Raw genomic sequence first — 16,250 nt, 5'->3', positions numbered from 1 at the left:
CGCAGCGTATGATCCGCAACCTTTTCAGGCGCTCGCCACGGGCGTGCGATCCGCAGGTCGCACAGCGGGTGCTGATTGCCTCGGAAGGGCGGCGGTTCAGCGCGGATGTGATCGAAACGGCCGTCCGCATGCTTCGGGATGGGGGCGGCCAGGCGCGGGTTCTGACCATTGCACGCCTGTGGGGCACCAGCTTCGGCCTGCCCAATCCGGGCCTGCGTCCCAGCAAAAACGAGATGGCCGAGCAGCAGGACAATGTCCGGTGGGCCATAGGCGAGCTCGAGAAAGCGGGCGTGGATGCCGATGGCCACATCGTCACCACCCGCAATCCCGGCAAGAGCATCCTGAATGAGGCAAGGCGGCAGAACTGCCGGTCCATCATCATGGGCACGGACCCGAAAAGGCCCTGGCTCATCCGCAGCATGATGTGGAGCCAGGAACCCTATCGCGTGCTGGCGCGGGCGCATATCCCCGTGCATCTGGTCGGCCCCTCCGGGCCGATCTGAGGCTTTTTTTAGAAAGCTTGCTCCGGCAATCGAAACCGGGTGGCTCAGGCGGTTCCGGTCGAGCCAAACCCGCCGGAGCCGCGCGATGTATCGCTGGCCAGCGTGCGCTCCTCGGTGCGCACCTGCGTGACGGGTGCGAAAATGATCTGGGCGATGCGCATGCCGCGGCTGACGGAGAAATCCTCATCGCCGAGATTGACCAGCAGCACCTGCACCTCGCCACGATAGTCGCTGTCGATGGTGCCGGGCGTGTTCAGGCAGGTGATGCCGTGCTTCAGCGCAAGGCCGGAGCGCGGGCGGACCTGACCTTCCATGCCCTCGGGGATTTCCATGATCAGGCCGGTCGGCACCAGCGCCCGCTTGCCGGGCAGGATGAGGATGGACCGATCCTCGGGGATCGCCGCGCGCAGATCCATGCCGGCCGCGCCCCTGCTTTCATAGGCGGGCAAGGGCAGATCGGCGGCATGCGGCAGGCGCACGAAGCCAACGGTGGGGCCAATCACGGAAGCGGGCTGGGAGGAGGACATGGCGCAAATCCTATCGAGACTGATCGGGCAGGGCAGGGGTGCCACCTCAACGGCGATACGCCCCGGCGGTTCCGCTTACAGCAGGCCTTGCGAATAGACCAGTGCCGCATATGCAGTCTACCCGAACCATTTATGTTCGACAGCCTTCTCCGTTATTGCTAGAAGCCCGCCACCAGACGGGATTCCTGACATGGCAGAGACGATTCAAGAGGCGGTGAAGCGCCGCCGGACATTCGCGATCATCGCGCACCCGGACGCGGGCAAGACGACGCTGACGGAAAAGCTGCTTTTGTTCGGCGGCGCCATCCAGCTTGCCGGCGAGGTCAAGGCCAAGAAGGACAAGATCCAGACCCGCTCCGACTGGATGAAGATCGAGCGCGAGCGCGGCATCTCGGTCGTCACCTCGGTGATGACCTTCGAATATGGCGACAACGTCTTCAACCTGCTCGACACGCCGGGCCACGAGGACTTCGCCGACGATACTTACAGAACCCTGTCGGCCGTCGATGCCGCAGTGATGGTCATCGACGCCGCGCGCGGTATCGAGCCACGGACGCTCAAGCTGTTCGAAGTCTGCCGCCTGCGCGACATTCCCATCATCACCTTCGTCAACAAGATGGACCGCGAGGCCCGCGACACCTTCGAGATTCTCGACGAGATCGAGGAGAAGCTCGCCCTCGACACCGCACCCGTGACCTGGCCGATCGGGCAGGGCAAGACTTTTGCCGGCACCTATCATCTGGCAGAAAACGCGGTGCGCCGCGGCGATGCGGAAACCGAACGAACCGCCGTGCATGGCCCGGATTCCAACCGTGCCGCCGGCCTTTTGCCGGAAAACGACCGCGCGGCCTTCATCGAGGAAACGGAACTCGCGCGCGAAGCCTGCCGTCCCTTCGATCGCGACGCTTTCCTTGAAGGCCACCTCACGCCCGTCTATTTCGGCTCGGCGCTGCGCAATTTCGGCGTGCGCGACCTGATCGAGGCGCTCGGCGCCTTCGGCCCGCCGCCGCGCGCGCAGGAAGCCGACACCCGCACGGTCGAGGCCACAGAAGACAAGATGACCTCCTTCGTCTTCAAGATCCAGGCCAATATGGACCCGAACCACCGCGACCGCATCGCTTTCGTGCGCGTGTGCTCGGGCGTGCTTCAGCGCGGCATGAAGGCCAAGCTGGTGCGCACCGGCAAGCCGATGTCGCTGTCGGCGCCGCAGTTCTTCTTTGCCCGTTCGCGCATCACCGCCGACGAGGCCTATGCCGGCGACGTGGTGGGCATTCCCAACCACGGCACGCTGCGCATCGGCGACACGCTGACCGAGGGCGAGGACATATTGTTCCGCGGCGTGCCGAACTTCGCGCCGGAAATCCTGCGCCGCGTACGCCTCGGCGACGCCATGAAGGCCAAGAAGCTCAAGGACGCGCTCCACCAGATGGCGGAAGAGGGCGTCGTGCAGCTGTTTTCTCCGGAAGACGGCTCGCCGGCAATCGTCGGCGTGGTCGGCGCGCTGCAACTCGACGTGCTGAAGGAGCGGCTCAACATCGAATACGGCCTGCCGGTCGATTTCGAGATTTCGCGCTTTTCCGTCTGCCGCTGGATCGACGCCGATGAAAAGGCGGAGCTGAACCGCTTCGTCGAGGCGCATCGCGGCGACATCGCCCGCGACCTCGATGACGATCCGGTGTTCCTCGCCCAGCACGAGTTTTCGCTCAACTATGAGGCCGAACGCTGGAAGGCGATCCGCTTCACGGCGGTGAAGGACTATCAGATCCGCGACGCCTGATTTCCTGCACGCCAGCCGAGCGGCTATTTACCGGCGGCGCGCCAGAACCTCGCGGATACGGGCGGTGATGGCGCGCAGTTCCGCCTCGTCCATGCGCGCGATGTTTTCCGCCAGCAGGTTGGCGAGCTCGGTGGCGGCCGGCGACAGGCCGGAGGTGTCGACCTTCACACGCGGATGCGAAGCCTGCGCGATGCGCTGGAACTCCTCCGCTTCATCCCAGATGATGTTGAAATAGCCGATGATCTTCTGGATCAGGGTCCAGCTCGGCGCGCCGCGCCGCCCATGCTCCAGCGCCGACAGATAGGCGGGGCTGACCCCGATGGCCGCCGCCATCTCCTTCTGGCTGGCGCCGCGCTCCTGCCGCAGCTCGCGGATTTTTTCGCCCAGCGGCGTCATCTGCCCTTACCTTGTCCTGCGCAGGCGCACGTAGATCGCTCCCGAGCCACCATGATGACGCGCCGCATGCTCATGGCTCGACACGAACATGCGAAAGGCCGGCGTTGCCAGCCATGCCGGAACAGAACGGCGCAACACGCCGTCGCCGCCGGACGACGAGCCCTTGCCGGTGATGACCAGAACATAGCGCAGCCCTCCCGCATGGGCGCGGTGGAGGAAGGAGAACAGCAGCGAATAGGCCTCATCCTGCGTCATGCCATGAAGATCGACGCGCCCCTCGATCGGCAGACGCCCCCTGGCGAGCTTGTCGAGGGTGGGGCGGTCGAGGCTGCGCGGCGCCGCAGGGAGGCTGGCCTTGGCCTGTGGCTGAGAAATCGGACCGGAAGGTGAGGGCGCAGGGGGCGCAATCGCCGCCGGCTCCGCCACATCGATGGGCGGCGGCTGCGCGCGGCCTTTCAGCGGCACAGCCGAGCGTGCCACCAGGCCCCACAGAACCCGATCCTCGTCGCTCAATGTCTTTTGCGGCCGTCGCGTCATCGATTCGCATCCGTAATGGATGAGAAATGATCTGCAAGCGGCCGCGGCACAAGGGCATAAAAATCGGCCTGATGGCGCACCACTCCGGCAATCTCGCCCGCCGCATGCCCCGAACCCGCGAACAGATCGCCTCGCGCCGGTCCGACGATGGCCGATCCGGTATCCTGCGCGATCATCAGCCGCCGGAACGGCTTTCCCTCGAAAACGGTCAGTTCCGGTGCGTCGATGAAAAAAGGGGTCCCGAACGTATGCAGCAGGCGGTCCACCGCGACAGAGCGGCCGGGCGTCAGCGGCACCTTGGCCGCAGCGACAGGGCCGAGCTCCGGGTCGTCCACCGAAGCCTCACGGAAGAAGATATAGGAGCGGTTTTGCCACAATATCTCGTCCACCCGGCCGGGATTGCTGCGGAACCACGCGCGGATCGACTGCATGGTGACTTCGGAAAGCGGAATTTCACCGAGATCGGCCAGCACCCGGCCAGCACCGGTGAAGCGCTGGCCGGATTTGGCCGCATAGGTGACGCGGATATTGCGCCCATCCGTCATGGCAAGCCGCGCCGCGCCCTGCACATGGATGAAGAAGGCATCGACCTTGTTCTCCAGCCAGGCGATCTCGAGCCCGCGCCCCGTCAGCGCGCCCTGCTCGATTGCCGCGCGGTCATGATATTCGACCGGCCCGGCCCCAGTGTCACGCGCAAAGGCCAGATAGGGGTCCATGCCGTGGGGACGATTGGCGTCATCGATGTCGATCAGGTCGGGCGGACGCGACAGCAGCGGTACGGTGAAGCGTCCGGTCCTGACCGGCGACGCTTCGACCTGCGGCTCATAGAAGCCGGTGACGAATCCACGATGGCCCCCGTGACCACCGGGATCCGGCGTCACATGAAACGGCACGAAACAGCGCTCAAAGAAAGTACGCGCCTCACTGCGATTGGATGGCGAAAGGGTACGCGCCTGATGATAGGCCTCTGCGAAAGCCTCGAAGCGGATGCCCAGCGATCCGCTGCGGTAGGGCCGTGTCAGAACATGGTGGGCTGAACGGCGGAAAGCGTCGAAAGCGGCCAGATGGTCATCGGTTTGCCAGCCGGGGATTGTCCCGAAACTGGCCGGGCTGAACGAAGAGGCTTTCCTGTCGGCCACCGGACGAAATCGCCCAGTCGGTCAGTCTTCGGCTTCGGTGGCGACCAGCTTCCAGTTCGGATCGCGCGAGCGGGTGTCACGGGCGAAGGTCCACACATCCTTGACCTCGGCAACCGTTTCCGGGTCGCCATCGATGATTTCGCCGGCCTTGTCGCGCGTCGCCGAAATCAGCTCGCTGACGATGCGCAGCGTGACGTGGGCTTCGCTGCCCTTCATCTCGGCGGAAACGATCTCGGCCTTGTCGATGCCGACGAAGGAAGACTGGATTTTCTCGCCCCGCGCCTCGCGATCCGAAATGGCGGCAACGAAACCGTCATAGACCTCGCGCGACAGCAGGTTCTTGAGCGATTTGCGGTCGCCGTCGGCATAGGCCATCACGATCATTTCATACGCCATCTTGGCGCCGTCGACGAAGCCCTTCGGATCGAAAGAGGCATCGTTGTCGCGAATCGCCCTCATGCCACGGTTCAGCTCGCTGCCGGGGGCGGCGACCGCATCGATGGAGGCATAGGCTTCGGGAGCTGCTTCGCCGCGCTTGCGCGGCAGCGCCACCACATTGTCCCCATCGGCGGCGGCCGGCTTTTCTGCCTTGCGGGAGGAATAAGGATCGAAGGGGGGACGTTCGCTGCCGGTACGGCGACCGAGCACATTGCGCAGCTGGAAGAAGATCACCACTGCCGCGATCATGAAGAAAATCGTGCCGAAGTCGAAGAATTCCATGCGCGCGCCAATCAATCCCTTTTTCGGCTGTAACCAACGCACAGCACCCGTCTGGCGTCATCCTATCAAAACATATAGAACGCGAGACACAATCATTCAAATCAAAGGCACGCATACCTATCTGTAGGGTCCAGTGCCAGCGGCAAATGAGGCCGCCAGCGTAAACGACCAGCAAACGGTTACAAATTTGCGTGTTTCTCTCTTTCCTCTGCTCTTTCTGTTGCTGCCGCTGGCGGAGATCGCGGGCTTTGTCGTTGTCGGCAAGCAGGTCGGAGCGCTGGCTACCGTCGGCCTTGTCATCGCGTCCACACTCGCCGGCAGCATATTGCTTCGCTATCAGGGCCTCGGCGCCATGAACAAGGTGCGCTCGGCAGTGGAAGCAGGCAATGACCCCGGCCTGCAGCTGGCAAACAGCGCCATGGGCGTGCTCGCCGCCATCCTGCTCATCATCCCGGGCTTCATCACCTCGATCATCGGTCTTCTGGTGCTTCTGCCGCCGGTACGCGCGCTTTTCTGGCGCCTTGTGGGGCGCCGCGTCGTTGTTGCCGGCCAGTTCGGCGGGGGCCAGTTCACCAGGGGCGGTTTCCGGCGCGAACAGGACGATCATACGATCGATCTCGACAGCGAAGACTTCAGAAGAAACGGCAAGCCGGATGAGAATTCGCCATGGCGGCGGCTTCCTGACGAATAACCGCTTCGTTCCCGGTAAAAAGCCAAAACCTTGTCTTGGCTGCCCTGCCGTGATAGCCAACCCCGCGAATCCACCTCGGGGCCACACGGTCCGAAAACAGGAACAGGGCTCATGGCCGACGAGAATGAAAAGAAAGCCGGCAACGGCAATGGCACCGCAACCCAGCAGCAGCCGACGCTCAATGTGCTGGCTCAGTATGTGAAGGATCTGTCCTTCGAGAGCCCCGGCGCGCCGAATTCGCTGCGCGGCCGCGACAAGGCTCCGGGCATTGCCATCAACGTCAACGTCAACGCCAATCCGCTTTCGGAGAAGCAGTTCGACGTGCACCTGTCGCTGACCGCGAAGGCCACCGTCGACAAAGACGTTCTGTTCAATGTCGAGCTTCTCTATGGCGGCGTCTTCAACATCGACGGCTTCCCGCAGGAGCACATGCTGCCGCTGCTGTTCATCGAATGCCCGCGCCTGCTGTTCCCCTTCGCGCGCCAGATCATTGCCGACGCAACCCGCAATGGCGGCTTCCCGCCGCTGATGCTCGACCCGATCGATTTCGCGCAGATGTTCCAGCAGAAGATCGCCGAGGATCAGGCTGCTTCCAAGGTTCAGGTGAGCTGAGCCACCGCCAGAACGGCACTATCAAAAACCCGGCCTCGCGCCGGGTTTTTTGTTGGCTTCACATTTTATTAATTCAATAAAATCAATAAGATAAATGCGTTTTGAACGCATGCCGATCAGGATGCGCTTCGATCCGCGGCCTGAAGCCAGAGAGCCTTTTCACCCATCGATTCAACCAGCGCGGCATGGGCGGCACGTTCGGCCTCGCTCAGCCGCGGCGGCAGGGGCGAGGGGCGGGCGCTTATCTTCACTTCGGTGGTTTCAGCGCGGACCTGTTCGACACCCGTCTTGACGGCCGCATCCAGCACGAGTGCTGCCTGCTTGCCGCCGATCAGCTCGATATAGACTTCCGCCAGAAGCTCGGAGTCGAGCAGCGCGCCGTGCTTGGTGCGGTGGCTGTTGTCGATGCCGTAGCGGCGGCACAGCGCATCCAGCGAATTCGGGCCCATCGGGTGCTTGCGCTTGGCAAGTGCCAGCGTGTCGACCACCAGATCGGGCGCTACCGGCGGCTGACCGATGCGGGCCAGTTCGGCGTTGATGAAATTGATGTCGAAACTGGCGTTGTGGGCCACCAGCCGCGCGCCTTCGAAAAAACCCATGAATTCGTCCGCAATGTCGGAAAAGCCGGGCTTGCCCACCAGATCCTCGGCGCTGATACCATGCACGGCCTGCGCATCGGGGTGAATCTGGCGACCCTGCGGATTGATGTAGTGGTGAAAGGTGCGCCCGGTCGGAAACCGGTTCAGCAGCTCGATACCACCGATCTCGATGATGCGATCCTCGCGTGAATCGAGCCCCGTGGTTTCCGTATCGAATATGATTTCACGCACTGTTTTGCTCTCCTGAGCCAGTCTGTCAAAATACCGGATCGCCGACCTGTTCAGCGATCAGCCTGCCCGGCCCTGTCTCCTGCCAGTTCGGCAATGATGCGGCGGATATGAGCGCGGGTGACATCGAAACCGCTGCCGGTATCGACAACATAATCTGCCAGACGGCGTTTTTCAGCATCAGGCATCTGCTTTGCCAGAATGGACTCGAACTTTTCCGGCGTCATGCCGGGCCGCGCCAGCACCCGTTCGCGCTGGGCTTCGGCGGGTGCGGAAACGACGACGACTTTATCGACCCGCTCCCTGCCGCCGGTTTCGAACAGAAGCGGTATGTCGAGCACCGCCAGCTGCGCTCCGGCGGCACGCTGTTCGGCGAGAAACCGGTCGGCATCGGCGCGCACCAGCGGATGGACGATTTCTTCCAACCGCTTCAGGGCCGCGGGGTTGCCCAGAACCCGCTTGCCGAGTTCGGCGCGGTCGACGACACCCTTCACCGTGGTGCCCGGAAAGGCAGCCTCCACCAGAGGCGCTGCCACTCCCGCATACAGACGATGAACGGCTTCATCGGAATCGTGAAACGGAACGCCTTCCTCCTGAAAAATCCGCGCCGTCGCGGATTTTCCCATGCCGATCGATCCGGTCAGGCCGAGCACAATCATCAGCTACCCGCCAGATCGGCAAGAACGAGGTTACGCAATTCGGCCGTGACTTCCGGGCGACGGCTGAACCAGCGTTCGAAACCCGGCACCGCCTGATGCAACAACATGCCGAGCCCGTCCACGCATTTCAGGCCTTGTGCCCGCGCGGCGGCCAACAGTGGCGTTTCCAGCGGAACATAGACGATATCGGTAACGATGGCCTTTTCAGGCAGACCGGCGGGGTCGGCGGGCAATCCCTCATTGCCATGCATGCCAAGCGCCGTGGTGTTCACCAGCAGACCGGCATCATCCAGCAATTCGTTCACCGCTGCCATTTCATGGGCGGTGATGCCGGCTCCAAACCGATCCCGCAGTTCCTGCGCACGCGACAGGGTACGGTTGACGATGCGGATATCGCGCACGCCCCGTTCCTTCAGGGCATGAATGATGGCACGCGCCGCGCCCCCAGCTCCCAAAACGACCGCTGGACCGTTTTCGGCCCAGCCCGGTGCAAATTCATCGAGATTCGCCGCAAAGCCATGCGCATCGGTGTTGCCGCCGACCAGGGTCTCACCTTCGAACCACAGCGTGTTGACCGCACCGATCTGTTCCGCAGCAGGATCGATCCGGTCGACCAGCGCGAACACGGCTTCCTTGTGCGGAATGGTGACATTGCCTCCGCAAAACCCGTTCTTGCGCAGGCCGGCAACAAATTCCGGCAGATCGGCCGGGGCGACATCTATCGCCTCATAGCTGCCGGCGAGAGCATGGGCCTTCAGCCAGTGGCCGTGAATTTTAGGCGACCGCGAATGGGCGATGGGATGGCCGATGACGAAGGCCTTGTTCATTGCTTCAGCCATCGATCGCTCCCAGCCGGCGCAGTTCGCTCAGCAGCGGCAGCAGCGGCAGGCCGACAATGGTGAAGTGATCGCCCTCGACCTTCTCGAAAAGCTGAATGCCCTCGCCCTCGATCTGATAGGCCCCAACGCTGGACAGGGCCTTGTCGCCGACACGCGCCAGATGCCTTCCGATAAAAGCAGGCTCCAGCTTGCGCATGGTGAGATTGGCGATGCCGACATGGCGCCACAAAACCTCGCCGTTGCGGACCAGAACCGCCGCGCTGTTCAGCTGATGGGTCTTTCCAGACAGCGCCAGAAGATGACGGCGCGCGCCTTCCATGCCCGCCGGTTTGTGAAACACCTCATCGCCCAGCGAAAGCGTCTGGTCGCAACCCAGAACCAGCGCACCGGGCCGACGCTCGCTCACTTCCAGTGCCTTGGCTTCGGCAAGGATGACGGCGACATCTTCCGGAGAGACACCGCTGTCCTGCAGCGGGGCTTCCACGGCGCGCTCATCGATCTCGGCCGGAACCGCTTCCACATCCACTCCGGCACTGACCAGCATGGCCTTGCGGAAAGGGCTGCCTGAGGCAAGAACGAGTTTTTCCGTCATCTGGATAGTCCGGCTTCGGTTTTCACGCTTCGGTTCACTATGCCAGCGATTACCGGCTCTTGTTGCGCAGGGCAAGAATAGCCGCCGCCGTCTCCTCAATCGAACGGCGGCTGACGTCGATCATCGGCCAGTTGTAGCGGGTGCAGATCTTGCGCGCATAGGCCAGTTCCTCGGTGATCGAGGCCCTGTCGATATAGGTGCCGCCCTCGAAACCGGTGGTGTTGCCGAGCGTCCTGTTCTGGCGGATATGGGATATGCGTTCGGCGGTGGCGATCAGCCCCACGATCAGCGGCTTTCTGGCCTTGACCAGACTGTCAGGCACGGGAACATCCAGAACAATGGGGATATTGGCGGTCTTGATGCCGCGATTGGCGAGATAGATGCTGGTCGGGGTCTTTGACGTGCGCGAGATGCCGATCAGCACCACATCGGCATCATCCATATCGACCGGCAACTGCCCGTCATCATGCTCCATGGTGAAGTTGAGCGCGTCGATGCGGCGGAAGTAATCGGCATCCAGAACATGCTGAGCGCCCACCCTCCGACCGGCCGGCGTGCCGAGATAGGACTGGAATACGGTCAGCACCGGTTCGAGTACCGAAACGCAGGGCAGCCCCATCGAGGCGCAATGATCGTCTATGATGCGTGCGAGCTTCTGGTCCACGACCGTATAGAGGATGATGCCCGGCTCCTCCTCGATCTCCTCGAACACCTTCATCAGCTGCTTTTCGTTGCGGATCAGCGGATAGATGTGCTCGATCGCCCGTGCATCCTTGTATTGCGCGGATGCAGCGCGGCCCGCGGCCAGAAGAGTCTCGCCCGTCGCGTCAGAAATCATGTGCAGATGAAAGAAACTTTGTGGCTTGTTCACACCATACATCCGGCTCTGTGGGCGACTGTGGACAAGAGGGGATGAATTCCGCCTCTCAGGCCGGGCGACTGTATCAGATGCCTGTTTGTCCACAATTCATGCCTGCGTGCATTTCGTTTTCACGCTGGGGACAAAAGCGTGGAGCATTCCGGAAATGAGTCTGAAATCCACAAGCCGCTGAATCATGAAACATCTGCAACAGGCTTGATTCAGCAGAATTTTCTTTTCCGATCCCCAACCTTTTCCAGTCTGGACAAGTTTGGTCGCGACAAAATGCTGGATGGCTTTCAAATCCGGAAAACGGGAAAGATCACAATCACCGATTCCAACAGACTCATAGAATCAAAAGATTCTCTCATAAGAGAGATTTGTTTTTAGATTCAGATCCTGAAAGCGAGACGCAATGAGCGCCGACCGGAAGATGATGCGGGTTCTGAAAGGCGAGGCCGTTTTCCCGCCTCCGCTATGGATGATGCGCCAGGCAGGGCGCTATCTGCCCGAGTACCGGAATACCCGGAAGCAGGCCGGTTCCTTCCTCGACCTCTGCTACAATCCCGACCGGGCTGTCGAAGTGACGTTGCAGCCAATCGAACGCTTCGGCTTTGATGCGTCCATTCTGTTCTCCGATATTCTCGTGGTTCCTCATGCGCTCGGCCGCGATCTGCGCTTTGAAGAGGGCCGGGGACCGCTGATGACACCGATCACGGCGGCTGAAATCGAGGCGCTCGATACCCAAACGTTTCACGTGAATCTGGAACCCGTCTATGAAACGGTGCGGCGTCTGCGCCGTCAGCTGCCGGATGAAACGACGCTGATCGGTTTTTGTGGCGCGCCCTGGACCGTTGCCACCTATATGATCGCCGGTCACGGAACCCCCGACCAGGCGCCGGCACGGCTGTTCGCTTATCGTGAACCGGAAGCTTTCAGGAAGCTGCTGGCCGTTCTCGCCGATCAGTCGGCCGCCTATCTCATCCGGCAGATAGAAGCCGGCGCCGATACGGTGCAGATCTTCGATTCCTGGTCCGGTGTTCTGGATGAGGCTTCTTTTGAAGCTTTCTGCGTTGAGCAGGTCGCACGTATCGTGCGCAAGGTCCATGAGGTTTATCCTGATGTGCCGGTAATCGGTTTCCCCAAGGGTGCCGGCGCCAACTACAGCTCCTATCGCCACAAAACCGGCGTAACGGGTCTCGGGCTCGACTGGTCCGTGCCATTGTCGCAGGCAATCGAATTGCAGAAGGATGGAGCCGTGCAGGGTAATCTCGACCCCTTGCGTCTGGTCGCAGGCGGCAAAGCGCTGTCTGATGGCGTGTCGGCGATCCTGAACGCCATGAAGGATGGACCGTTCATCTTCAATCTCGGCCATGGCATCGTTCCCGAAACGCCAGTTGCGCATGTCGAGGCGATGGTGCGTCAGGTTCGCGGAGAAACGGACAGATGAGCGAACCCGTTCAGGCAAGCAACCGCATCGCGGCCGTACGGGCACTGGTGGCGGTCGTCATCCTCATCGCCCTGACGGCCGTGCTTTTTTTCTATGCTTCGGAAGAGGCCTATAACTGGATCAAGGCGTTTCACGTCATCGCGGTGATCTCGTGGATGGCTGGCATGCTCTATCTGCCGCGCCTGTTCGTCTATCATGCGGATGCACAGAAGGGCTCCGTGCAGTCCGAGACCTTCAAGATCATGGAACGGCGCCTGCTGCGCGCCATCATCAATCCCGCCATGATCGCAAGCTGGGTTTTTGGCCTGTGGCTCGCCTGGAAGGGTTTCGGATTTCAGGGCGGCTGGCTGCACGGCAAGATCGCTGCTGTCGTGGCGATGTCCGGGGTGCATGGTTATCTGTCCGGAGCGGTGCGGAAGTTTGCCGAGGACCGTAACACCAAACCGGCCAGGCACTGGCGAATCGTCAATGAAGTTCCGACCGTTTTGATGATCGTGATCGTCATTCTGGTGATCGTGAAGCCTTTCTGAGAACCTAAAAGGCGTCTTGCTCTTTGGCGGTGGCGGCGGTAAAAGGAAGGCCCTCCTTTTAGCCATGCGCCGTTTGTTTTCTTCAGATCGACCGCGTCCGGCGTCTTCATAGCATTCGCTTATTCCCCGCCAAGCACACCCAGAGTCCCGCCATGCAGGAAATGAAACTCGCAGAGTTCAAGAACAAGAAGCCGCCTGAGCTGATCGCTTATGCCGAATCGCTTGAAGTGGAGAACGCCAGCGTCATGCGCAAGCAGGAGCTGATGTTCGCCATTCTGAAAAAGCTGGCGGCGCAGGACATCGAAATCATCGGCGATGGTGTGGTGGAAGTCCTGCAGGATGGCTTCGGCTTTCTGCGTTCGGCCAACGCCAACTATCTGCCGGGTCCGGACGATATCTATATCTCGCCCTCGCAGATCCGCCGTTTTTCGCTGAAGACGGGTGATACCGTCGAAGGTCCGATCCGCAGCCCGAAGGAAGGCGAACGCTATTTCGCGCTTCTCAAGGTCAATACGATCAATTTCGACGATCCGGAGAAAATCCGCCACAAGATCCATTTCGACAATCTGACGCCGCTCTATCCGAATGAGCGGCTGAAGATGGAAATGGAAGTGCCGACAGGCAAGGACATTTCGGCCCGCGTGATCGATCTGGTCGCACCGCTGGGCAAGGGCCAGCGCGGGCTGATCGTGGCGCCGCCGCGCACCGGTAAAACCGTTCTCCTGCAGAATATCGCTCATTCGATCACCACCAATCACCCCGAGTGCTATCTGATCGTGCTGCTGATCGACGAGCGTCCGGAAGAAGTGACCGATATGCAGCGCTCGGTTAAGGGCGAGGTTGTCTCCTCGACTTTCGATGAACCGGCCGTGCGCCACGTTCAGGTGGCCGAGATGGTCATCGAGAAGGCCAAGCGCCTGGTCGAGCACGGCCGCGACGTGGTCATCCTGCTGGATTCGATCACCCGCCTCGGCCGCGCCTACAACACTGTCGTGCCGTCTTCCGGCAAGGTGCTGACCGGCGGTGTCGATGCCAACGCTCTGCAGCGTCCGAAGCGTTTCTTCGGCGCAGCGCGTAACATCGAAGAGGGCGGTTCGCTCACCATCATCGCAACCGCGCTGATCGACACCGGCAGCCGTATGGACGAAGTGATCTTCGAAGAGTTCAAGGGCACCGGCAATTCCGAGATCGTGCTTGACCGCAAGGTTGCCGACAAGCGCATCTTCCCGGCCATGGACATTCTCAAGTCTGGCACCCGTAAAGAGGACCTGCTCGTCGCCCGTCAGGATCTGCAGAAAATTTTCGTGCTGCGCCGCATTCTGGCTCCGATGGGCACGACAGATGCCATCGAGTTCCTCATCGACAAGCTCAAGCAGACCAAGACCAATTCCGATTTCTTCGATTCGATGAACACCTGATCAGTCGGAATTTTTCTGAACATCAAACGCCCGGAATGCGGATCGCTTCCGGGCGTTTTCGTTGGGAGCCGTATTTCGCGTTCGCGTGGAGCTGGTGATGCCGAGTCAGCTTGTTTTCAGAGCCTGTTCCAGCTCTTCACCAGCTTTTACGGGCGGAAGGCAGGCCTGCCCCTTGCACAGATAGGCGCCCGCCTCATGGGAGCTGGGGGAGATTCCTCCGGGAAGACTGATGTGTATCGGATCACCCTGACGTATAAGGATATCAACCCGGCGGGGATCGGCATATCGATTCGCTACCGGAACGAACTGCGATTTCCCCTGGCTTTCTACCATGACCAGTTTGTGCTGATAGCGAAGAATTTCACAGGCATTGATGATGCCCGCCTGCCCATAGGCCTGTCTGGCGATACGGCCGACAGCATGTTCTCCCACTTTCCATGCTTTATCGAGGAGGGTGACATCCCCGGTTATGGACGAGAGGCGAGCCAGTGCTTCTATGATCTGACTTGTGGCTGAGGGGATGGCTTCATCCACATCACCGCGAATGCGGATTGGCACATCTGCGGAGTCGGAGGCACTGAGATAATAGCCGGTTTTGTCCTCATCCGCGTGCCACAACTCCAGTTGATCAACGAAATGGCGGGCGTGTTCGATGAAGGTCGCATCCCATGTTGCCTCGTAGAGCGAGATTGCGGCATTCGCCATGGCTGCATAGTCGCTGGACATGGCGGGAAATTGCGCCTTGTCGCCTAGTGTGGAGTGGGGCAGGCGGCCGCTATCAGCGGAGCAAAGGATATGGTCGAAGGCCGTGCGTGCCGCATCGATCCAGTCCTGACGTGCGAAAGAACGCCCGCATTCAGCAAGTGCCGTTATGGTCAGGCCGTTCCAGTCCGTCAGGATCTTGTCATCGCGACCCGGACGGATTCTTTTTTCTCTTACTATGAACAACTTCTGTAGTGACGGCCTTAACTCTTCGTGGCGGTTCCCGAAGCTTCTTGCCTGTTCGGCGGACTGATGCAGAATAGGTTTTCCGTGCCAGGAAGTCGGTTTGCTCAGGGTGTAGTGCCTGAAGAAGGAGGCCGAGTTTTCACCGAGAATGGCTTCAATCTCATTTTGTTCCCATGTGTAGAACAGCCCTTCTTCGCCATCACTGTCCGCGTCGAGGCTCGACGCAAAGGCTCCGTTGTCAACGCGCAGTTCGCGCAGCAGAAACCCGATCGTTTCTTCGATTCGGATCCGGAATATTTCTGTCCCGGTTTCGCCATAGGCCCAGTTTGCAAGTCTCAGCAGTTGGGCGTTGTCGTAAAGCATCTTTTCAAAATGCGGCACAAGCCATTGTGCGTCGGTCGAGTACCGGGTGAGACCGCCACCGACGTGATCGTAGATACCGCCGGCAAGCATGTGACACAGACCGGAAACGACAGCCTCCTTGTGAGCGGTATTGCCGGAGTTCAGATAGGACAGCCATAATGTGTGCATGAACGGGGCGTTTGGAAACTTCGGAGCGCCCTTGATGCCGCCCTGATCATGGTCGATCATCCTGTAGATGTTAGTTGCCAGACCGGGCAGTGCATTTGCGTCGATCATCTGGCTGGGGAGCGAGGCGCCGAGCTTGCTCTGCACATGAGCGTTCAGCGTATCGGCGCTGCGCAGAATATCAGCGCGTTTGTTGTTCCAGGCACCGGCCACCGCTTCCAGAATCTGAACGAATCCGTGACGCCCATACTGGGTGCGAGGCGGGAAGTAGGTTCCACCCCAGAAAGGTTTTGCGTCCGGCGTCAGAAACATGGTCAGTGGCCAGCCACCCTGATCGCCCATCGCTGTCAGGGCCGCCATGTAGATCTGGTCGATATCCGGTCGTTCTTCGCGGTCGACCTTGATATTGACGAACAGGCGGTTCATGACCCCTGCAATATCGGCATCCTCGAAGCTCTCATGGGCCATGACATGGCACCAGTGGCAGGCGGCGTAGCCGACGGAAAGCAGGATGGGCCGGTCCAGTTGCCGGGCTTCTTCCAGCGCTGCTGTCGACCACGGCCGCCAGTGAACCGGGTTTTCGGCATGTTGCCGGAGATAGGGGCTGGCTTCTCCGGAAAGCAGATTCTGGGGCGGCAGGACCATAGCATCGCCTTTGATTGGAAGGCTCTGCGCGAGTGGTAATGAGGAAACAGGCA

General features: G+C 60.9%; 18 protein-coding genes. 7 read left to right on the top strand and 11 right to left on the bottom strand.

Annotated elements, in window-relative coordinates:
* Positions 1–8: 8 nt before the first annotated feature.
* Positions 9–503 carry a universal stress protein gene (locus tag HNR59_RS02995; RefSeq protein ID WP_183825771.1) on the top strand — a complete coding sequence of 165 codons (495 nt, stop codon included), beginning with the start codon at positions 9–11 and terminating at the stop codon, positions 501–503.
* A 44-nt stretch (positions 504–547) separates the two neighbouring features.
* Here HNR59_RS02995 and dut read toward each other — a convergent pair whose 3' ends face one another.
* Positions 548–1,030, bottom strand: a complete 483-nt coding sequence (dut, locus tag HNR59_RS02990) for a dUTP diphosphatase (protein ID WP_183825768.1) — start codon at positions 1,028–1,030, stop codon at positions 548–550.
* A 190-nt stretch (positions 1,031–1,220) separates the two neighbouring features.
* Between dut and HNR59_RS02985 the strand changes: the two genes are divergently transcribed.
* On the top strand, positions 1,221–2,807 hold the full coding sequence (locus tag HNR59_RS02985) for a peptide chain release factor 3 (protein ID WP_183825766.1): 1,587 nt from the start codon (positions 1,221–1,223) through the stop codon (positions 2,805–2,807).
* 27 nt (positions 2,808–2,834) lie between these two features.
* Here HNR59_RS02985 and HNR59_RS02980 read toward each other — a convergent pair whose 3' ends face one another.
* From HNR59_RS02980 to HNR59_RS02965, 4 genes are read right to left on the bottom strand one after another with little or no spacing between them, the layout of a single operon-like run.
* Positions 2,835–3,203 carry a helix-turn-helix domain-containing protein gene (locus HNR59_RS02980; RefSeq protein WP_183825763.1) on the bottom strand — a complete coding sequence of 123 codons (369 nt, stop codon included), beginning with the start codon at positions 3,201–3,203 and terminating at the stop codon, positions 2,835–2,837.
* Between the two features lie 6 nt (positions 3,204–3,209).
* Complete coding sequence (locus HNR59_RS02975; RefSeq protein WP_183825760.1) at positions 3,210–3,740, bottom strand: Smr/MutS family protein; 531 nt, start codon at positions 3,738–3,740, stop codon at positions 3,210–3,212.
* Positions 3,737–4,879 carry an MltA domain-containing protein gene (gene mltA / locus HNR59_RS02970; protein WP_183825757.1) on the bottom strand — a complete coding sequence of 381 codons (1,143 nt, stop codon included), beginning with the start codon at positions 4,877–4,879 and terminating at the stop codon, positions 3,737–3,739. Before mltA ends, HNR59_RS02975 begins: the two co-directional genes overlap by 4 nt.
* A gap of 21 nt (positions 4,880–4,900) precedes the next feature.
* A complete protein-coding gene (locus HNR59_RS02965; protein WP_183825754.1) occupies positions 4,901–5,599 on the bottom strand; it encodes a Tim44/TimA family putative adaptor protein in 699 nt (232 codons plus the stop codon).
* A 187-nt stretch (positions 5,600–5,786) separates the two neighbouring features.
* Between HNR59_RS02965 and HNR59_RS02960 the strand changes: the two genes are divergently transcribed.
* Both HNR59_RS02960 and secB read left to right on the top strand, forming a co-directional pair.
* A complete protein-coding gene (locus tag HNR59_RS02960; protein ID WP_183825751.1) occupies positions 5,787–6,290 on the top strand; it encodes an FxsA family protein in 504 nt (167 codons plus the stop codon).
* A gap of 111 nt (positions 6,291–6,401) precedes the next feature.
* Positions 6,402–6,902 carry a protein-export chaperone SecB gene (secB, locus tag HNR59_RS02955; RefSeq protein WP_183825748.1) on the top strand — a complete coding sequence of 167 codons (501 nt, stop codon included), beginning with the start codon at positions 6,402–6,404 and terminating at the stop codon, positions 6,900–6,902.
* Positions 6,903–7,018: 116 nt separating this feature from the next.
* On the opposite strand, the gene dnaQ is transcribed toward secB, so the two are convergent.
* From dnaQ to HNR59_RS02930, 5 genes are read right to left on the bottom strand one after another with little or no spacing between them, the layout of a single operon-like run.
* Positions 7,019–7,732 carry a DNA polymerase III subunit epsilon gene (dnaQ, locus tag HNR59_RS02950; protein WP_183825746.1) on the bottom strand — a complete coding sequence of 238 codons (714 nt, stop codon included), beginning with the start codon at positions 7,730–7,732 and terminating at the stop codon, positions 7,019–7,021.
* Between the two features lie 50 nt (positions 7,733–7,782).
* Positions 7,783–8,388 carry a dephospho-CoA kinase gene (gene coaE, locus HNR59_RS02945; protein WP_183825743.1) on the bottom strand — a complete coding sequence of 202 codons (606 nt, stop codon included), beginning with the start codon at positions 8,386–8,388 and terminating at the stop codon, positions 7,783–7,785.
* Positions 8,388–9,227, bottom strand: a complete 840-nt coding sequence (locus tag HNR59_RS02940; RefSeq protein ID WP_183825740.1) for a shikimate dehydrogenase — start codon at positions 9,225–9,227, stop codon at positions 8,388–8,390. The genes coaE and HNR59_RS02940 overlap by 1 nt, the downstream gene beginning before the upstream one ends.
* On the bottom strand, positions 9,220–9,819 hold the full coding sequence (locus HNR59_RS02935) for a Maf-like protein (RefSeq protein WP_183825736.1): 600 nt from the start codon (positions 9,817–9,819) through the stop codon (positions 9,220–9,222). The genes HNR59_RS02940 and HNR59_RS02935 overlap by 8 nt, the downstream gene beginning before the upstream one ends.
* 49 nt (positions 9,820–9,868) lie before the next feature.
* Entirely contained in the window at positions 9,869–10,690 is an 822-nt protein-coding gene (locus HNR59_RS02930) for a pyruvate, phosphate dikinase/phosphoenolpyruvate synthase regulator (RefSeq protein ID WP_183825734.1), read from the bottom strand.
* Between the two features lie 403 nt (positions 10,691–11,093).
* On the opposite strand from HNR59_RS02930, the gene hemE reads away from it, so the two are divergent.
* The 3 genes from hemE (at position 11,094) to rho (ending at position 14,076) form a co-directional block, all read left to right on the top strand.
* Positions 11,094–12,128: a uroporphyrinogen decarboxylase gene (hemE, locus tag HNR59_RS02925; RefSeq protein WP_183825731.1), complete on the top strand. Its 1,035-nt coding sequence runs from the start codon at positions 11,094–11,096 to the stop codon at positions 12,126–12,128.
* Positions 12,125–12,658 (top strand): protoporphyrinogen oxidase HemJ, encoded by a 534-nt coding sequence (gene hemJ / locus HNR59_RS02920; protein WP_183825728.1) that lies wholly within the window; start codon positions 12,125–12,127, stop codon positions 12,656–12,658. The genes hemE and hemJ overlap by 4 nt, the downstream gene beginning before the upstream one ends.
* 152 nt (positions 12,659–12,810) lie before the next feature.
* Entirely contained in the window at positions 12,811–14,076 is a 1,266-nt protein-coding gene (gene rho, locus HNR59_RS02915; protein ID WP_183825725.1) for a transcription termination factor Rho, read from the top strand.
* 105 nt (positions 14,077–14,181) lie between these two features.
* Here rho and HNR59_RS02910 read toward each other — a convergent pair whose 3' ends face one another.
* The gene (locus tag HNR59_RS02910) at positions 14,182–16,197 is read right to left on the bottom strand and encodes a thioredoxin domain-containing protein (RefSeq protein ID WP_183825721.1); all 2,016 of its coding nucleotides are present in this window, start codon (positions 16,195–16,197) and stop codon (positions 14,182–14,184) included.
* Positions 16,198–16,250 lie beyond the last annotated feature (53 nt).

Origin of the sequence: Aquamicrobium lusatiense (assembly GCF_014201615.1) — a bacterium.
In the GTDB taxonomy this organism is placed as follows: Bacteria; Pseudomonadota; Alphaproteobacteria; order Rhizobiales; family Rhizobiaceae; genus Mesorhizobium; species Mesorhizobium lusatiense.
The sequence above is the reverse complement of the archived record's forward strand: the minus strand, read 5'-3'. Positions and strand labels throughout refer to the sequence as shown.